The organism is Kocuria salsicia (assembly GCF_007681555.1).
GTDB lineage: Bacteria > Actinomycetota > Actinomycetes > Actinomycetales > Micrococcaceae > Kocuria > Kocuria salsicia.
Window position 1 is genome coordinate 1 of the sequence record NZ_VELE01000005.1, and the last position, 16,693, is coordinate 16,693.

A 16,693-nucleotide genomic window follows, 5' to 3' on the forward strand; every position below is an offset into this window, starting at 1 on the left:
CCAGATCGCTCCTGGAGACCGGCGGGTTCAGGCCGCGACTACACCCTGGATCCTGAAGAGCCCGCAGAGGTCGATCGCACCCAAAAATCCGAGATGAGCGAACTCATGCTCGCCGCACACAAAGGTAAATTTACTGAACAGCCATCAAACACGCTGGCACCGAAGACAGTATGCACAGAGGCCACCCCGGGCGGGTAGATAGCCGGGATAAGGGTTCGCTCGTTGGGTTTGGCCATAGATCGCCACATTACCCGATAGAAATGCCTTGCTGGCACGGCTTGCGCTGCTTCAGATGAAGAAGGTCTTTCAACGCTCCAGGTGCCGTAAGCGCTATCGTAACGCCGAGGGGACGCCCCTCCTTTCATGTATTCACGATTCGGCTTGAATTCCGTTACAGGCAGGGCGTCCCTGGCCAGTAATTCGAGATCTACACGGCTATAATCACGATTCCCGCGCATGGTCTTATTTCGGGAAGCAGAGAAAGGGTTACCTACATGAAAGTATGGCCCTTGAAGGATTACCTCATCCCACGAATTGACGCGGCCCCAGCGGGATTCGAATAGCCCATCCCGTGCACCATTGGTTTGATTGATTCCATCACTGAACTGAAGGTTCAACTTGCCTAATGTGGGCACCCCGGTAAGTCGGCGCAAGGTTGTTGCTGTTGAACGATTCACCGCGAAGGCCATTCTGGTTTCCTCCACGGCTGTTTCAGATGCCCCACCCTCAAGCAGCGCATGCCAGCCCATTAAGGTATCTCGATCCACTCGTTGAATACGACTTGCGTGAGGTCTAAGATCCCTTCCCGCCTCATTACTCATACCCGGCTCAGGGCCATCTCCATTGTGGAATTCCGAACCAGATGCAGTCAGCGGGTGATACAGACCATAACTATACGCAAAATTGGGCTCCCGTTCATTTCCATAGACGCATACTGAATATTCTTTTTTGGAGTCGATATCGAAAAGTTTTTCTCCATTGATGAATATCCAATTTTTCCGAAGCCGCCTGTATGTCATACGACGCAGGCTCCCACCCTTGGCGTCCAGCAAGTGCGTCGGAGGGTGGATTAACGCGATTGAGCTGCCACTTACACCATGGCGCCATGCCTGTGCCATGAAAGCGCGGTAAAGATCTGGGCGCATTCCCTGCAGTTCGGGATACTCGCTCGAAGCCCCGAAGTACTCCGCCAACGCAGTCATTTCGGTTGAACTGGAAAGCACTATATTTTTTGCGCCAGACAGTTGCAATGTCTGCTCATGACGGGTCCGCTTAGCTTTTTCATCGGCCCCATCTGTGAGCACCCACCAGGGATCACTTTCTCCCAGCAGTGTTGTCATATCTATATCTGGCCGCACCCACGGCGGGTTCCCCACCTGGAAGTCGAACCCACCCCGCGAGAACACCGCCGCGAAGTCCAGCTCCCAGTGGAAGAACCGCTGCTCCTTGGCAATCCGCTGAGCCTCACGTAACCACGGAGTCTCCGAGAGCAGACTGTCTATATTCATGGCCCTGTCGGCGGGGAACATGGTCTCAATGTTTTGGAGCGTTTCCCATTCAGTTTCGCTCCTACCGAAGTACTCCGCTTGCTGGTTGGACTTGACGGTGAATTTTGAGCCCGTGATTTTTCGAATGCTCGTAAGCCATTCCTCGAACGTGGGCGGCTCCGGAGCATCTTCACGCAGCGTGACGGGCCAGAACCACAGGGAGCACCACGCATCCATGATGAGCCGCAGCCGGCGGTACGCGGAGTTCGGATCCTCCAGCCACGCCTCGATCTCCTCGCGCGTGACCGAGCCCCCGGGCTCCACGTCCGCTCCCCACACGTCGATGGACCGGCGGGACTGGTGCTCCGCCTCCACCATGCGGCGTTTGGCGAGCTGCCAGAGTTCGTCAATGCGCTCCGTGAGGGAGGTGAGCTCCTTGATCTCCGTCTTCGTGGGTTTGCGGTGCACCCGCTTGGCCCATTCCCGCAGCGCCTTGGCCTGCTCGGGGGCGAGCTTCTTGATCTCCTTGTTGGAACCCGCCGCCCCCCAGCCCTCGGCGGGCAAGAGGAAGTGGAAGATCCCCGTGGTCGAATCCACGGTGCGATCCAGGGGGACGTGACGCGGCGTCGTCGTCATTCGGACCTTGGGGGTGGCCTTGGTGACCACCGAGGTGTCGTACACCGAGTGCCGCGCGCCCACCAGCGAGTTGCCGGAGCGCAGGCGCAGCCCAAACCACGGTGCCTTCAAGCCCCGGGACATGGTGTCCAACCACAGGGACACCTCCGCGAGCTCCACCGCGGTGGGGTTGAGGTCCACGCCGTAGACGTTGTGCAGCGCAATGTAGGCCTTCACGCGCTGCAGCTCGCGCGGATAGTCCTCGGGGTCGATCTTCTGGTCGAGCTCCGCCTGCCGCCGCTCCAAGTAAGCAGCGGCCAGCTGACCCACCGCCTCGATGGCGAACGCGCCTGAACCCAGCGCCGGCTCGCAGACCGAAAGACCCAGAATGTCCTGGGCGGAGAGGTCCTCCGTGAGCAGCTCCTCCAGGCCCTGCTGCACCGTGAACTCCGTGAGCACCTTGGGCGAGTAGTAGGACGCCGACTGCTGCCGCTGCCGCCCCGAGAGCCGGAACACGAACTCTCCGAAGTGATAGGTGCGGGGGAACTCCCGGCCCAGATCATCCTCCGTCATGACCACGTGCTCGCGCAGCTCCTCGTCCACGCGATCCTCGGGCACCACCCACGAACCATCCGCCGGGTTGCCGCGCTTGGCCACTTCCACCAGGGTCTCGCTGGCAAACGAACCCGTGTAGCTCATGAGGGACTCGTACACCGCGCCCAGCTGGTTGATGCCCAGGGCCACGTAGCTGATGAACCCACGGTCCTTCCCGCGGCGCTCCTTGGTGAGCAGCAGGTTCTGCAGCACCCGCTGCAGGGCCTTGTTGCCCAGCTGCACCTCGTCAATGAGATGGGTGCGGGACGGCCGGAACAGGTCCGAGCGCAGCGCCTCAAAGGTGAGGCCTTCGCGCGCGGCGTGCGCGGCGGCCTCGTGCTCCGGCACTGCATCGGGGCTGTGGCCGTTCTCCACGAGGTCGAACAGCACCTTGAGTGAAGCGTAGAAGTGCGTGCCCTGCTCGGAGCGGGACGTGAGCTGCTTGAGGGTGAGCTCGCGCAACCGGTCGATGGAATAGCCGGCCTCGTACTCGGGATCACCCGTGGGCACCACACCCAATTCCGGGCTGGCCTCCGCGTACAGCAGGAACAGAATCCGGTAGAGGTACCGCAGGGACTGCACAGCGAGCACCTGGGCCTGGTCATCCCGCAGCGGCGCCAGCCCCTGCTCCTTGCGGCGGGACACCACCTCATTGGCGATGATCTCAATGGACTCCCGCACGCCCTCCCGCAGGTCCTTGGACACGCCCACGGCATTGCGCACGGACTCCTCGCGGCGCTCATCCCACCGGATGATCCCGTTCGCATCCGGGGTCACGGAGGCAGCGGACAAGCACGCGAGCATGCGCTGGATCTCGCCGCCGGACTTGGTGTCACCGCGCTCCGCAATCGTCTGGACGTCCACCGCGAGGTACCGGCCCTGCGGCCATCCGTCCTCGCTGGTGAGCACCACGGTGCGCCCGGCCAGCACCAGCATGTACCGCGGCGGCTGATCCTCGGACACCAGCGCGGACAGTAGCTCGCTCACGCCGGAAATCGGGTCCCCGGATTCCTCGTCCAGTGTGGCGTCCTCGGTGAGCAGCCCCTGATGCTTGGATAGCAGCTCCTCGGCGGTCTCCGCGGCGAGCGCATCAATCACCACCACGTTCGGCTCCGTGGTCCCCATGGCCGAATACCACCGCACGGCACCGGCACCGCGGTGGGGAGCGGCGTCGTAATCCAGAACGTCCCGCAGCATGGCCGCCGATGCCGCCGAGGCGCGTCCCAGCGCATCCCGCCGCTGCTGCGCACTGGCGTTCTCGGGCAGCTCCGCGGCCGCCGCATGCAGGGCAATCAGCTCGGACAGTACCCGCTGGCGCGAGGAGGTGAAGCGCTCCAGCGGGCTGCGGAAGGACTCGTTGTCCTCCGCCTCCTGTTTCCACTCCTTGACAAGTTTCTTGGTCTCCGCGAGGAACGTGCGGGAATTCTCATCCGCCGTGAAGTAGAACTCGCTGATCCAATCGTTGACCACCACCAGGGCATCGCTGGACGGCATGATCACTTCCCTCCCTTGGGCACAACCACCAGCAACGGGCGCACATAGGTGCGGTCCGGCAGCATCTCCTGCGCCAGCCGGCGCTCACCCTCCACCGCGGAACGGGTTTGCTTGAACAACTGGGTCTGCGCGGCCACGCCCTCCGCGGTGCGCTCCCACGCGTCCATGCGCTCTACCCACGCATCCACGCGCTCCTTCGCCTGCTGGTGGGCGGCTACGGAGACCCCCTGCTCCATGAAGTCGCGGGCAGCGGTGACCGCCAGCGGGATCAGGGGTTCGTACTGCTCGGGCTCCTGCACCGGCACACCCACCATGTCTGGGGTGAGGCCCAGGTCCGCAAAGAGCTCGGCGGGGGAAGCGCTGGGCTGCACCATCGGGTAATTCCCCAGGAACTGCACCCTCATATACGAGACCGCAATGTTCTGGCCGCGACGGTTGGTCACGATCCCCTGCATCACCACGGTGGGCTGCTGGGCCGCGCCGTGCACCGCGAAGATCTCGTCCCGGCCCAGGTGGGCCAAAGAACGATCTGCGGCCCAGTCCAGGACCGGGTGCAGCGGGGAGAGGTAGTGGGTGTCCGGCCACGAGGTGCCCTTGGCGTCGTTGCGCGCAGCACTCAATCGCTCTTCCGCCGTGGACTTATCCGGGGTCAAGCGAATGCGGTCCAGCACCCCGCGCTCCTCTAAGTAGGACTGCGGCAGGGCCAGCAGGCGTTGGCGGAGGTCCGGGCTCGGCTCGAACGTGAGAGCCTGCAGATGGCCCGCGTTGTTGCGCTCAATGGTGAGGCCCACTCCGCCCTGGTCCCGGGTCCGGTCCGGTTCGGCGTACAGCTCTGCGAGCCCCTCCCGGAGGTAGTCCACGTCCGAGGCGAACAGCCCGGAGCTTTGCGCAGCATCCTGTGTCTTGTTCTCCGCCTCGCCCGTGTCCCCTTCGGTACCCGAGTTCATCATGAGGTCGATCCAGAAACCCTCATCCTGTTCGGCTGCCTGCTCCGGGGCGGGGACCACGGCGTCGAACTCCTTGGCGCCGCGCAGCACCTCGGTGATGGCCTTCTCCTCGGCGTCACCCGAGTACGCGCCCATGAGCGACGCCGCATCCCCCAGCTTCTCGTGGGCCTCCCGCTCCCGCTCCATCAAGCGGGTGAGCACGTGAATGTCACCGGAGAACTCCCCCGCGCCCTCCAGGTCCAACAGCAGCGTGGTGATCTGCGGTGAATGCAGCTGCCCATAGCGGTCAATACGGCCATTGCGCTGCTCAATGCGGATCAGGGACCACGGGATGTCGTAGTGAATCAGCTCGTGGCACTGCAGGTGGAGGTTCACACCCTCCGAAGCCACGTCCCCGGTGACCAACACACGAATGGGGCTCGAGGCCTGCTTGAAGGACTCCACGAGTTCTTGTTGCTCCACGTCCGTGAGACCGCCATGCAGCACGCGCACCTGGTTCGGCTTGAGCTTCAGGTCCCGCGTCAGGTGCTCTCGCAGCCACTCCAGGGTGGGGACCCGCTCTGCAAAGACCACAGCGCGTTCGGTGGACCGCGGGCCCACGTTCTTACTCTTCAGCTGCGCCACAAGTTCGCGGTACTTACCGGAACGGGGTGTGGAGCCGTCCTCAGGCAGGCACGCCGCATTGAGGTCCCGCAATCGCAGCAGCGCTTCCTCTTCCGCGCCGGCAGCGGCATTGCCCTCGATCGAGCGCAGGCGCGCGTCGATCGTGGCCTGCAGAGCCACCGGGGAGGACAGGAACGCCTTGGCCAGGGTCCACGGGAACAACCGTGACCCCTTGCCGGTGACCGGGGCACTTCCCTGCGGGTGAATCCAGGTGGCGGAGAGCTCTTTCCCCACCGCGAACTCTTCCGGGCTGGGCTCCACCGCCAGGTTCTGCGGTTCTTTGCGCTCGGCCCAGCGATCACCCACCTCGTTCTTCACGGCCTCCGAATAGCGGTGGCGGCGAATCATGAGGTTACTCACCGCGGCCTTGCTGATATCTCCTTGGGCGCTCACGCTCGTGGGCTCCAACAGCGTGAGGAGCTGGGCGAAGGACGCGCTATTGCCGTTATGTGGGGTGGCCGAGGCCAGGATCAGGGCATCCGTGTTGGGCGCCAGGATGTTGGCCAGTTGATTGTTCTGGGTGGCCTGGTTGGTCACGTTGTGGGACTCATCGATCACCACGGCATCCCAGTGATGCTTGCGCAGATCGTGGATAAAGCGGTCCTGCTTGAGGGTGTCGATCGAGATGATGACCTTCTCAAAGAACGTGAACGGGTTGCGGGTGGCCGGAAGCTTTTGCTTGACCTTCTGCACGCCCTCCGAATCCAGGCGCACGAACGGGATGGCGAAGCGCGACCACAGCTCGTGCTGCATCTGCTCCAACACGTGGCGAGGCGTCACGATCAGAATCCGCCGGCCGCGGCCCCGGCGAATCAGTTCGGCGAGGATCATGCCGATCTCCAGCGTCTTGCCCAGACCCACGGCATCCGCGATGAGCAACCGGGTGCGCAGCCGCCCCGGTTCCAGGGCCTTCTCCACCGCGTGGCGCTGATAGGTCAGCGCATCCGCGAGCGCATGAGAGGTCAAGGTGGGCTGCGGATCGGAGATGGGCAGGGACGTCTTACGCAGCGTGGACTCCAGCCACAACCGCGTCTTGGCGTAGTGAGAGCTGGTGTCCGCGACTACCCGGGTCTGCGAGGGATCCTGCGTGCGGACGGAATCGATGCTCCGGTAGAACTGCGCGGTGGTCCCCTCTACCAGCTCGCTCACGCCGCGCACCGTGAGCAGTTCCCCGTCTGCCGTCTGCTCCACCGCGGACACCAGCCACTGCTCATCCCGCACCTCCACGATGGCACCGGGAGCAATGTCTAGCGCTTGATCAGTCATCAACGACTCCGTGTGGGGGGACAGTTACCTGGCAGTCTACAAATGCAAACGCATGCTGGGGTGCGCGCCACCACATCCGTAGCCTGGTCCGCCCCCGGCAGGTACTTGTCCCGTGGACAAGTCCGGCTGTGCTCACTGAACGTGTCGGCGGTCACTTGTACTGTGAGTCGCATGATTCAGTCGGCCACGCAGTACCCCGTACGGACTCTCCTGGATGCGACCAGCCGGTTGACCTACGTCATCCCGCCGTACCAGCGCGAGTACTCGTGGCAACGCGCCCAGTGGGAGAACCTCTTTCAGGACCTCCTCGAGGCCGAAGGGCAGCACTTCCTAGGGACGATCATCTCCCTGAATAACTCCTCGGACACGATGGATCCGCGATTGGAGTTGATCGACGGGCAGCAACGCCTCACGACCCTCTCGATCTTGCTGGCGGCGTGCTACAGCGTTCTCTCGGACCACCGGGCTGATCTCGACGAAGAACAGCTCTTCAGCCTCAGCAACCTCGGACGCCAGCTCATCGTGCCCGCCACCAAGTCACCGCGACTGTCTCTGCAGACTCAAGGGGATAACAGGGCGGACTACCTCTACATGCTTCACTGCGCGGGTCTGAAAGTGGACGCTCCAGCACCGTCGTACTACGGGCTTCGAAGGATCGCCCGCTGCTTCGCCTACCTCCGAGAGGCCATCCTGGAGCTTGCCGTGGAACCCGAAACTCCGGGCACCCAGGCCACCAGCCCTCAAGAAGCAGCTCACCGCATGATGGAAGCCGCCAATGAAGCCATCATCGTAAAGATCGAAGTGTCCACCGCCTCAGACGCGTTCACACTCTTCGAGTCGCTCAACAACCGCGGCCTTCCCTTGTCCCCGGTGGATCTCATCAAGAATCAGTTTCTGTCCCTTTCCGACGCTCGCAAGACCATGAGCGTGGACAATGCTTTCGCTCTCTGGGACACAATGCTGCGCAACCTCGGTGATTCGTACAACGTGCACGAGCGCTTCCTCCGCCATTACTACAACGCCTTCAGTTCAGAGCTTCCGGAGGTACCGAACGCCAGTCTGGCCACGAAGAAAAACCTTATTCGCATCTACGAGACCCTCTTCAAGGCCAACCTGACCGACCAAATCACGCGACTGGTCGCGGCCAGCGCCATTTTCGGACGCATCGCCTGCACTCAGAAACCGGCGAATCCCACACAGCTGGACGCCGCCTATCGGGACCTCAACCGAGTCCAGGCGGCCCCGTCCTTCGTGCTCCTGCTGTGGTTGCAGACTCACGCGGACAATAAAGGCCTCAGCGAGAAGGACCTCATCGATGTAACCGGCGAGCTGGTGAACTTCTTCGCCCGCCGCAACGTCACGGGCTATCCAGCCACCTACGCCCTACCCCGCTTGTTCATGGGGATCATTAAAGAATCGCAGGACCGAGATCGAGCAGGCATTCTGCACGTCATCGCGGACGCCCTGCGTCAGAACTCCTCGGATGATGCGACATTCCGCGCACGCCTCGAGCAGGACCTCTACACCGAGAACATCGACGCTGCACGGTTCGTCCTCACGTCGCTCTCGGAACAGGGGATGACGAATGAAACGCGGCGAGACCTGTGGGAGCGCCAATCGGGGCGGTACGTGTGGACCATCGAGCACATCTTGCCCCAGGGAGAAAACCTTCCGGCAGCATGGATCGAGATGCTCGGAGGAGCGAATGCAGCAGCTCAAGCCCAAGCCAACTTCGCGCACAAGCTCGGAAACCTGACGTTCAGCGTGTACAACAGCAACCTCGGCAACCAAGGCTTCCTGGATAAACGGGATCACCGGGACAGCAACGGCAACTACATCGGCTACCGCAACGGCATCCCGCTCAACGCGGACTTGGCCGACAGGGACACATGGGGCCCCACAGAGATCCAGGAACGCACCACGCGGTTGGTGGATCGCGCCCTTACCCGTTTCCCGCTGCCCAGCGCATAGCTCAACAAGATGGGCTGATAGGGCCTCACCAAGCCGATGCAGGGGCGACGACGCGCGCACCCGTGGCCACGCACCGTCGTCGCCCCCGCCCAGCCACACAACCAAAAGGGGCCCGCGGCACACGCCACGAGCCCCCCAAAAGAGCGACCGTCAGTCCACCGCCAGCCGTCCCCGCTTCGCGTGCGGGTGCCGGCCGTGCACCGCGTGGTAGAGCAGCGCCGCCACGACCACCAGCACCGCCAGCACCGTGTACATGGTGCCGAACCCGGTGGCGGAGAGCAGCAGGCCCAGGATCACGGGGCCGATGCCCACGCCCACGTCCATGAGCAGCAGCAGCGTGGAGATGCCAGTGCCCAGCTTGTGGGCGGGCACCGCGCTCACGGCGATGGCTTGCGCGGCCGGCATGAGCGTGCCGTAGCCCAGACCGGTCATGGCGCCGGCCACGACCACCTGCCAGTCCTGGGTGGCCACAGCCAGGATGCCCAGAGCCACGGCGAAGCAGATGAGGCCCAGGTAGACCACCACGTTGTCCCCGCGCTGGTCTTGCACCTTGCCCAGCACCAGGCGCATGATCAGCATGGCCACGGCGTACGCCACGAAGAACAGGGCGGCCCCGGTGGTGACTCCGCGGTCCTCGGCATAGGCGTTGAGGTAGGTGATGACGCCCGCGTAGCAGACGCCCACCACCAGCATGAAGGAGCCGATGGGCAGCACTGCCGGGTGGGCGATGTCGCTGAGCGAGAAGGCCGCGCGTTGCTTGTCCACCTCCTGGTTGGCCTGGGCTTCACGCTTGACCAGGGGCTCCCGCAGGAAGATGCCCAGCACCAGGCCGAGCACGGCGGTGACGAGGGTCGTCCAGAACAGCCACGTGTAGTTCAGCGAGCCCACCAGGAAGAGCCCCAGCGCGGGCCCCACCGCAGTGGCCAGCGTGGTGCCCAGCGCGAAGTACCCGGTGCCCTCGCCGCGGCGGGAGTCGGGGATCACGGACTGCGCGATCGTCATGACGGCGGTGCTCGCGAACGCGTACCCGAAACCGTGCAGCAGACGCACCCCGATCAGCACGGGCAGAGACCCGGCAGGCAGGTACAGCGCGCACGCCACGGCCACGACGACGAGCGCGATCAGCAGCATCTTCCGGCGGCCAAGGATGTCCACGAGGTATCCGGAGACCAGCCGCGCGACGGTCGCCCCCACCACGAACGCGCTGGACGCGAAACCGCCCACGGCGTCCGAGGCCGCAAAACTCTTCACCGCGTACAGCGCCATGGTGGTGACCAGCATGTAGAAGGTCAGGTACTGCAGGAAGTTGACCACCCACGCGACCACGAACGTGGGAGTGACCAGCCGTGCCGGGCCCGCCGAGTGCGCGGGACCGGGCGTGGCCTGCTCCACCACAACCGGCAGTTGACCTGTGGGAACGTCGTCCTTCGCGTCGACCGACACGGGCACCTCCTGGAGTTTTTGGGTTTGTATAGTGCAAGATATTACCCCAGGATTTGTATTATGCAATTTTTGCCGGCGACGCCGCTCCGCCACCTTTCCACCCCACCTACCGTTGAGAGCTGCCACGGCGGCAGCCCCTCGGAAGCCGTCCACCCGGAGATGAAAGGATGGAACCGTGCACAGCGATGACTCAGTGAGCGAACTCGTCTACGAGAACATGCTGCTCTCGAGATACGCCCTCCAGGGAGCACCACCCCAGTCCCGCCGGGAGGCGCTGGACCGCAGCTCCACCGTGCTCCTCGCCCGTTTGCAGGCCGGCGGCCCCATGAGCGTGGCCGAGCTGGCCCAGTCCTTCGGTCTGGACATCTCCACCGTCCACCGGCAGGTCGCAGCCGCCATGAAGAGCGGTCTGATCGAGCGCATCAAGGACCCTGAGGGCGGCGTCGCCAAGAAGCACCAACCCACCGAGGAGGGCGTGCACCGTCTTGCGGAGGAACTGGAGGTCCGCCGCGAGTCCTACCAGCGTTTCATTGCGGACTGGCCGCAGGAGGACGTCACCGCGCTGGCCCGTCTCACCCGCCGCTTCAACGAGAGCGTGGAGGCCACCCTCGGCCACAGCTGGCCGCGCGACTACCCCACCGAGTCCTAGCGCACGACGCCGCCCGGGCCGTCCTCAGCACCCCTCCACCTCCGTGATCAGCAGCGCCACGTGCAGGGACGTCCGCGACCCCGGATCGTCCAGCGACACCCCCAGCCTGCGTTCCAGCCGGGCCAGCCGCCCGTAGAGCGCCGGGCGGGAGAGGTGGATCCGCTGGGCCAGCAGGCTCTTGTTCCCGCCGCACGCCAGGAACTGTGTCAACAGCTCACGGTCCTCGTGGCGCTCCACGTCCAGGACGCTCCCGAGTTCCGCGCGCGCGAACATCTGCACGCGCTCGTCCCCGCGCAACATCGCGAGCAGCCCGCGCAGCCGCGCGTCCTGTGCGCGGAAGCGCCGCCGCCGAGCGGAACCGGAGCGCACAGAACCGGACCGGGCGGCGTCGTGCTGTGCCGCGCGGTCCGCCACGGTCCCGTCCTGCGAGGGGCCACCTTCCGCGCAACCGTCCCGCGCGAGCAGGGACACCGCGGCCTCCGCGATCATTCCGGCCTCGTCCAGGCGGGCGGCCGCGCCGATCATCCCCGACTCTGGCTCGGAGACCCCCGCGAGCACCCGCCACGCTCCCTCCAGGCGCTGCTCCGTCGCCGTAAGCACCCGTTCCACCACGGCGTCCAAAGGTGTGCGCACGGCCAGCGGCACCAGCACGGCCACGGACGCAGCGCCGAGACGGCCAGCAAGCGCCGTCGTGCGCTCCCAGCCCAGCGCCCACGCGAGCGCATCGAGCACGGCGACGCCGCACGCCGCCGCCACACGACCTCGGCACCCAGTAGCCGCCCGGCTTCTGCAACGATCCGCTGGACCGGAGCGGCCTCCAGGGTCAGCTGGGTGAAGACCTCGTGGAGGCGGCGGTCCGTCTCCAGCTGCTCGAGCTGACGCGCGGCGATCCGGCGGTGCACCTCCTGCGTGACGGCCACGAACCGCACTTGGCGGCTCAACAGGTACACGGGCAGCTCCCGGTGAGCGGCCGCCGCGCGCAGCACCCGCACCACGGGCTCCCGCCCGGAGAGCACCTCGACCGCGAGCGCCCCGGTGAGGGCGCCGTGGACAAGGTCGTGCTGATCGGACTGGCCGTGGTCGTGGCACCGTTCACCGTCCTGGTCATCATTGGGCGCGTCATCGGGTTCTTCTAGACCCGCTCCGCCGCAGACCCACCCCAGGTCCGGGGCCACGGCTGACGAGCCCCTCCGTGCGCCATAGGGTGGAGGCATGACTCGGATCACCAGCTTCACACGACAGGGACTCACGTTCGACGTGCTCGACCAGGGCCCGGAGGACGGCCCCGTGGTTCTGCTGCTGCACGGTTTCCCGCAGGACGCCCGCGGCTGGGACGACGTCGCCGCGCGGCTGAACGCGCAGGGGCTGCGCACTCTCGCCATGGACCAGCGTGGGTACTCCCCGGGCGCCCGACCCACCGAGCTGGCCGCGTACCGCCGCGAGGAGCTCTCCGGGGACGCGCTGGCCCTCGCGGACGAGGCCGGAGCGGAGCGGTTCCACCTGGTGGGCCACGACTGGGGCGGGGTGCTCGCCTGGGACATCGCCCTGCGCGCACCGGAGCGGGTGACCTCGCTGACCGTGCTGTCCACCCCGCACCCCACCGCGCTCGGGCACGCGCTCAAGACCCCGGACCAGCTCAAGAAATCCTGGTACATCGGCATGTTCCAGATCCCCGCCGCACCGGAGCGTCTGCTCGCCGGTCGCGTGGGAACCCTCACCCGCCGTGCGGGCATCCCCGAGGAGGCCGCGGAACGCTACGAGCGTCGCTTCGCCACCGCGGACGACCTGCGCGGGCCCATCAACTGGTACCGCGCCATGCTGCGCAAGGACGGCGTGACCGGTAAGAATGCTGGAAACGGCATCATCACGATGCCCACTACGTTTGTGTGGGGCAACCGGGACCCCGCCCTGGGCCGAACGGCCGCGGAGGAGACCGAGGTGTACGTGCACGCGCCGTACAAGTTCGTCGAGCTCGATGCCGGGCACTGGCTGCCCGAGCGCGAGGCCCCCGCCGTGGCCGAGGCCATCGTGGACCGCATATCCTCTACCACCTCCGACTGACGCCGAACGGCCGGGGCAGTTCTCGCCGTCAGGACCCCGAGGAGCCCAGCACCTCCAACACGGCGTCCCCGTACTCGGCGAGCTTCTTGGCGCCCACTCCGCTGATGCCGCTGAGCTGCGCAGTCGAGGCCGGGGTGGCCTCCACGATGCCGACGAGCGTGGCGTCCGAGAACACCATGTAGGGCGGGATCTGCTTCTCCTTGGCCACCGATGTCCGCCACTCCCGCAGCGCCTCGAAGGTCTCCTTCGCGGCCTCGTCCAGGGTGTCTGCGGCCCGTGAGCGCCCGCTGCCCCCGCCGCTGCGGGCGCGTCCGTTCGCGCGCGCCGTCGGCGCCCTGTCCACCGCCAGCTCCAGGGTGCCCTCACCGCGCAGCACGGGTCCGGCCTCCGGGCCGGGAACGAGCACGCCGAAATCACCGACGGCCTCCACGACCCGGCGGGCAAGCAGCTGCCGCAGTACCGAGCGCCACTCCCGCTCGGAGAGGTCCTTCCCGATCCCCCACACGCTCAGCTCCTGGTGGCGCGACGCCTCCGTGCGCTCGTTGCTGCGGCCCAGCAGGATGTCGAAGACCTTGCCGGAACCGAACTGCTCACCGCGTTCGCGTTGCAGCCTGATGAGCGTGGACAGCAGCTTCTGGGCGGGCACGGTGGCGTCCCAGACCTTGGGCGGGTTCAGGCACGTGTCGCAGTTGCCGCACGGCTCGGAGTCCTGGCCGAAGTACCGCAGCAGCTGCACACGACGGCAGTCCGTGGTCTCACACAGGGCGAGCATGGCGTCCAGGTGCGAGCGCGCATTGCGTTTGTACAGGTCAGATCCGTCTCCCTGGTCGATCATGCGCCGCTGGTTGACCACGTCACCCAGGCCGTACGCCATCCATGCCGTTGCGGGCATACCATCGCGGCCGGCGCGGCCTGTCTCCTGGTAGTACCCCTCGATGCTCTTGGGCAGGTCCAGGTGGGCGACGAAGCGGACGTCCGGCTTGTCGATGCCCATGCCGAACGCGATCGTGGCGACGACGACGATTCCCTCCTCCCGCAGGAACCGCATCTGCGTGTCCTGGCGCACTGCGGCGTCGAGACCCGCGTGGTAGGGCATGGCGTCGACCCCGCGGGCGCTGAGCCACGCGGCGGTGGACTCCACGCTCTTGCGGGACATGCAGTAGACGATGCCCGCCTCCCCCGGGTGCTCCGACTGGATGAGCCGCAGCAGCTGGTCCTTCGCGCGGTCCTTGGACTCGATCCGGTACTGGATGTTGGGGCGGTCGAAGTTGGAGACGAAGTGCCGCGCGTTCTCCATGCGCAGCCGCTCGGTGATCTCCTGGTGGGTGGCCCGGGTGGCGGTCGCGGTGAGTGCGATGCGGGGAACATCCGGGAAGGCGTCCGCAAGCACGGACAGCCCCATGTAGTCGGGGCGGAAGTCATGCCCCCACTGGGAGACGCAGTGCGCCTCGTCGATCGCGAACAGGGCGATCGGTGCGCGCTTCAGCAGCTCAACGGTGCGCGGCAGGATGAGCCGTTCGGGGGCCATGTAGAGCAGGTCAATGTCCCCGGCGAGAAGCTGCCGTTCCACCTCCTGCGCCTCGTAGGGCTCCAGGGTGGAGTTGAGGTACGCGGCGCGGATACCCACGGCCTCGAGCGCCGCCACCTGGTCGGACATCAGGGCGATCAGCGGGGAGACCACGATGCCCGTCCCCTGCCGCAGGATCGCGGGGATCTGGTAGCACAGGGACTTGCCGCCGCCGGTGGGCATGAGCACCACGGCGTCCCCGCCGCCGGCCACCTGCTCGATGATCTCCGCCTGCTCACCGCGGAAGGCGTCGTAGCCGAAGACCTCCTGCAGGACGCCCAGGGGTGTGGTGGCAGTGGCGGTGGAAGTCATGCCTCCAGGGTAGGTGCTGAGCACTGGGGTACTGTGCGCTCACCTGCCGTCGGGTGGACAGTCCCGCGCCTCAGTCACGCAGGATAGCCGGGAGCATGTCCAACTGGTTGAGGCGGTGCACCACGTGCTTGGTCAGAACGTTGCGATGCAGACTCACCACGTACCGCCCCGGCCCTGACATCTTCTGTAGCAACCCGGACTCGACCATGCGGCGCAGACGGTGGCTCCTGTTCGACGGAGACCCCTTGATCACGTCCTCGAGATCGCCCGCTTTGGCCTTCCCTTGGCGCGCCACCGCGTAGATCACATCTGCCTCCGTCTCCGTGAGCTCCCCCGCCGCGAGGGCGGCATTGACCGAGGGCACCACGACCTCCTCGGAAATGAAGCGGGGGGCAGCAAGCCGACTGACCCTGTCCATGTCGTCCTTGAGGCCGTGGATCACATACCCGGCCCAGGCCAGCACCCCCTCCGGGCTCAGGGAGTCCGCTCCCGCGAGGTGGTCGTAGTACGACTGCCGGTCGGCACCAAAAACGGCTGTGGGGTTGAGCGGACGCGCGGCGCTCCTGGAGGTGTAGCCCTGGTTGCTCAGCATGGCGTACGTCAGCAGGCGTGAGACCCGCCCGTTACCATTGGCAAACGGATGTATCCAGACGAACCGGTGGTGGACCAGCGCGATCTGGAGGAGTTGGTGCTGTGCGGGCACTTCCTTGTTTGCAAACTCCAGGAGCTGGTCCATGTCCGCCTGGACGGACCCTGGTGCGGGCGGGACGTGGGACGCTCCAGCGATCCCGACGGGGATTGTTCGATAGCTGCCCGGGTGCTCGTCACCCTCACGTTCGAGTCCCTGCACAGCGAGCTGGTGGAGTTCACGGATCAGCCCATGAGTCAGGGACAGCCTTCCATGGGCTGCCAACTCGTCCATGTAGTCAGTTGCCTGCTCCAGCTGCAGAATCTCTCGCACGGCGTCTGCTGCTGGCTTTCCCGTGGCCGCGGCCCGCCGGGCTTCGGCCACGACATCCGCCACCGTGGTCCGGTTCCCTTCGATGCGTGCCGACATGACGCTCGTGAGACCTTGGAACAGCCTGCGCAGCTCCAGGCCAAGAGGGTCATCAAGGTGCTCAGTACGAAAATCCACGCGCACCCGCTCCAGGGCGAACAGATCCGTCACGAGCGCACTCGCGAAATCGACCTCGGGGAAGACCATGGGTTGCATGTATCAAAATTTATCCGGGGATCAGACAGATTTGAACATCGGAGCCTCTGCCCCTTAGAAACACGGGGAAAGGAGGCAATACCCACTTGTAAATTCTTGACTTCTACGAGTATGGGAACTTGACGCTCACCTCCAGCGGGATACCCTTCTGGGCGACCCGATGCGAGGTGGTGGGCAGCCCCACGGTGGAGCTAAACTGTCCCCGTACGTTTTCGAGATCCACAGCCGTGGAGGAACGAGGCTTTCGTGCGTCAGGGGGTTGCCGGCTTCTTCAACGCCGGCACTAGACAGCGCTGACCGGACGCGGCGGGTGAAGACCACCCCGTCGTGCGCTTTCACCCACCCCTTTCCACCTCCCCGCGGCGACCGTGCTCCACGAGCGCGCCGAACGCCGTCGCCCTCCCGCACCAC

The 16,693-nt window shown here is 65.5% G+C and carries 10 protein-coding genes; 4 read left to right on the forward strand and 6 right to left on the reverse strand.

Features of this window, described 5'->3' with window-relative positions; genetic code table 11:
• Nucleotides 1-38 precede the first annotated feature (38 nt).
• Together FS770_RS08635 and FS770_RS08640 are read right to left on the reverse strand one after the other, a co-directional pair.
• The gene (locus tag FS770_RS08635) at nt 39-4,190 is read right to left on the reverse strand and encodes an Eco57I restriction-modification methylase domain-containing protein (RefSeq protein ID WP_145011190.1); all 4,152 of its coding nucleotides are present in this window, start codon (nt 4,188-4,190) and stop codon (nt 39-41) included.
• A gap of 2 nt (nt 4,191-4,192) precedes the next feature.
• Entirely contained in the window at nt 4,193-7,066 is a 2,874-nt protein-coding gene (locus FS770_RS08640; RefSeq protein WP_145011194.1) for a helicase-related protein, read from the reverse strand.
• Between the two features lie 171 nt (nt 7,067-7,237).
• Here FS770_RS08640 and FS770_RS08645 point away from each other — a divergent pair, with 171 nt between their 5' ends.
• Complete coding sequence (locus tag FS770_RS08645) at nt 7,238-9,037, forward strand: DUF262 domain-containing protein (RefSeq protein ID WP_145011197.1); 1,800 nt, start codon at nt 7,238-7,240, stop codon at nt 9,035-9,037.
• A 150-nt stretch (nt 9,038-9,187) separates the two neighbouring features.
• On the opposite strand, the gene FS770_RS08650 is transcribed toward FS770_RS08645, so the two are convergent.
• On the reverse strand, nt 9,188-10,480 hold the full coding sequence (locus FS770_RS08650) for an MFS transporter (protein ID WP_222126504.1): 1,293 nt from the start codon (nt 10,478-10,480) through the stop codon (nt 9,188-9,190).
• A 175-nt stretch (nt 10,481-10,655) separates the two neighbouring features.
• Between FS770_RS08650 and FS770_RS08655 the strand changes: the two genes are divergently transcribed.
• The gene (locus FS770_RS08655) at nt 10,656-11,129 is read left to right on the forward strand and encodes a MarR family winged helix-turn-helix transcriptional regulator (protein ID WP_098055728.1); all 474 of its coding nucleotides are present in this window, start codon (nt 10,656-10,658) and stop codon (nt 11,127-11,129) included.
• A gap of 24 nt (nt 11,130-11,153) precedes the next feature.
• On the opposite strand, the gene FS770_RS08660 is transcribed toward FS770_RS08655, so the two are convergent.
• Complete coding sequence (locus FS770_RS08660; RefSeq protein WP_244944838.1) at nt 11,154-11,885, reverse strand: helix-turn-helix domain-containing protein; 732 nt, start codon at nt 11,883-11,885, stop codon at nt 11,154-11,156.
• A gap of 86 nt (nt 11,886-11,971) precedes the next feature.
• Here FS770_RS08660 and FS770_RS14095 point away from each other — a divergent pair, with 86 nt between their 5' ends.
• Together FS770_RS14095 and FS770_RS08665 are read left to right on the forward strand one after the other, a co-directional pair.
• Complete coding sequence (locus FS770_RS14095) at nt 11,972-12,265, forward strand: hypothetical protein (protein ID WP_244944839.1); 294 nt, start codon at nt 11,972-11,974, stop codon at nt 12,263-12,265.
• A 76-nt stretch (nt 12,266-12,341) separates the two neighbouring features.
• Entirely contained in the window at nt 12,342-13,190 is an 849-nt protein-coding gene (locus tag FS770_RS08665) for an alpha/beta fold hydrolase (RefSeq protein ID WP_145011200.1), read from the forward strand.
• A 28-nt stretch (nt 13,191-13,218) separates the two neighbouring features.
• Here the strand turns inward: FS770_RS08665 and recQ are convergent, their stop codons facing one another.
• Together recQ and FS770_RS08675 are read right to left on the reverse strand one after the other, a co-directional pair.
• On the reverse strand, nt 13,219-15,069 hold the full coding sequence (recQ, locus tag FS770_RS08670; protein ID WP_145011203.1) for a DNA helicase RecQ: 1,851 nt from the start codon (nt 15,067-15,069) through the stop codon (nt 13,219-13,221).
• Between the two features lie 70 nt (nt 15,070-15,139).
• The gene (locus FS770_RS08675) at nt 15,140-16,282 is read right to left on the reverse strand and encodes a Fic family protein (RefSeq protein WP_144941559.1); all 1,143 of its coding nucleotides are present in this window, start codon (nt 16,280-16,282) and stop codon (nt 15,140-15,142) included.
• Nucleotides 16,283-16,693: the final 411 nt, after the last annotated feature.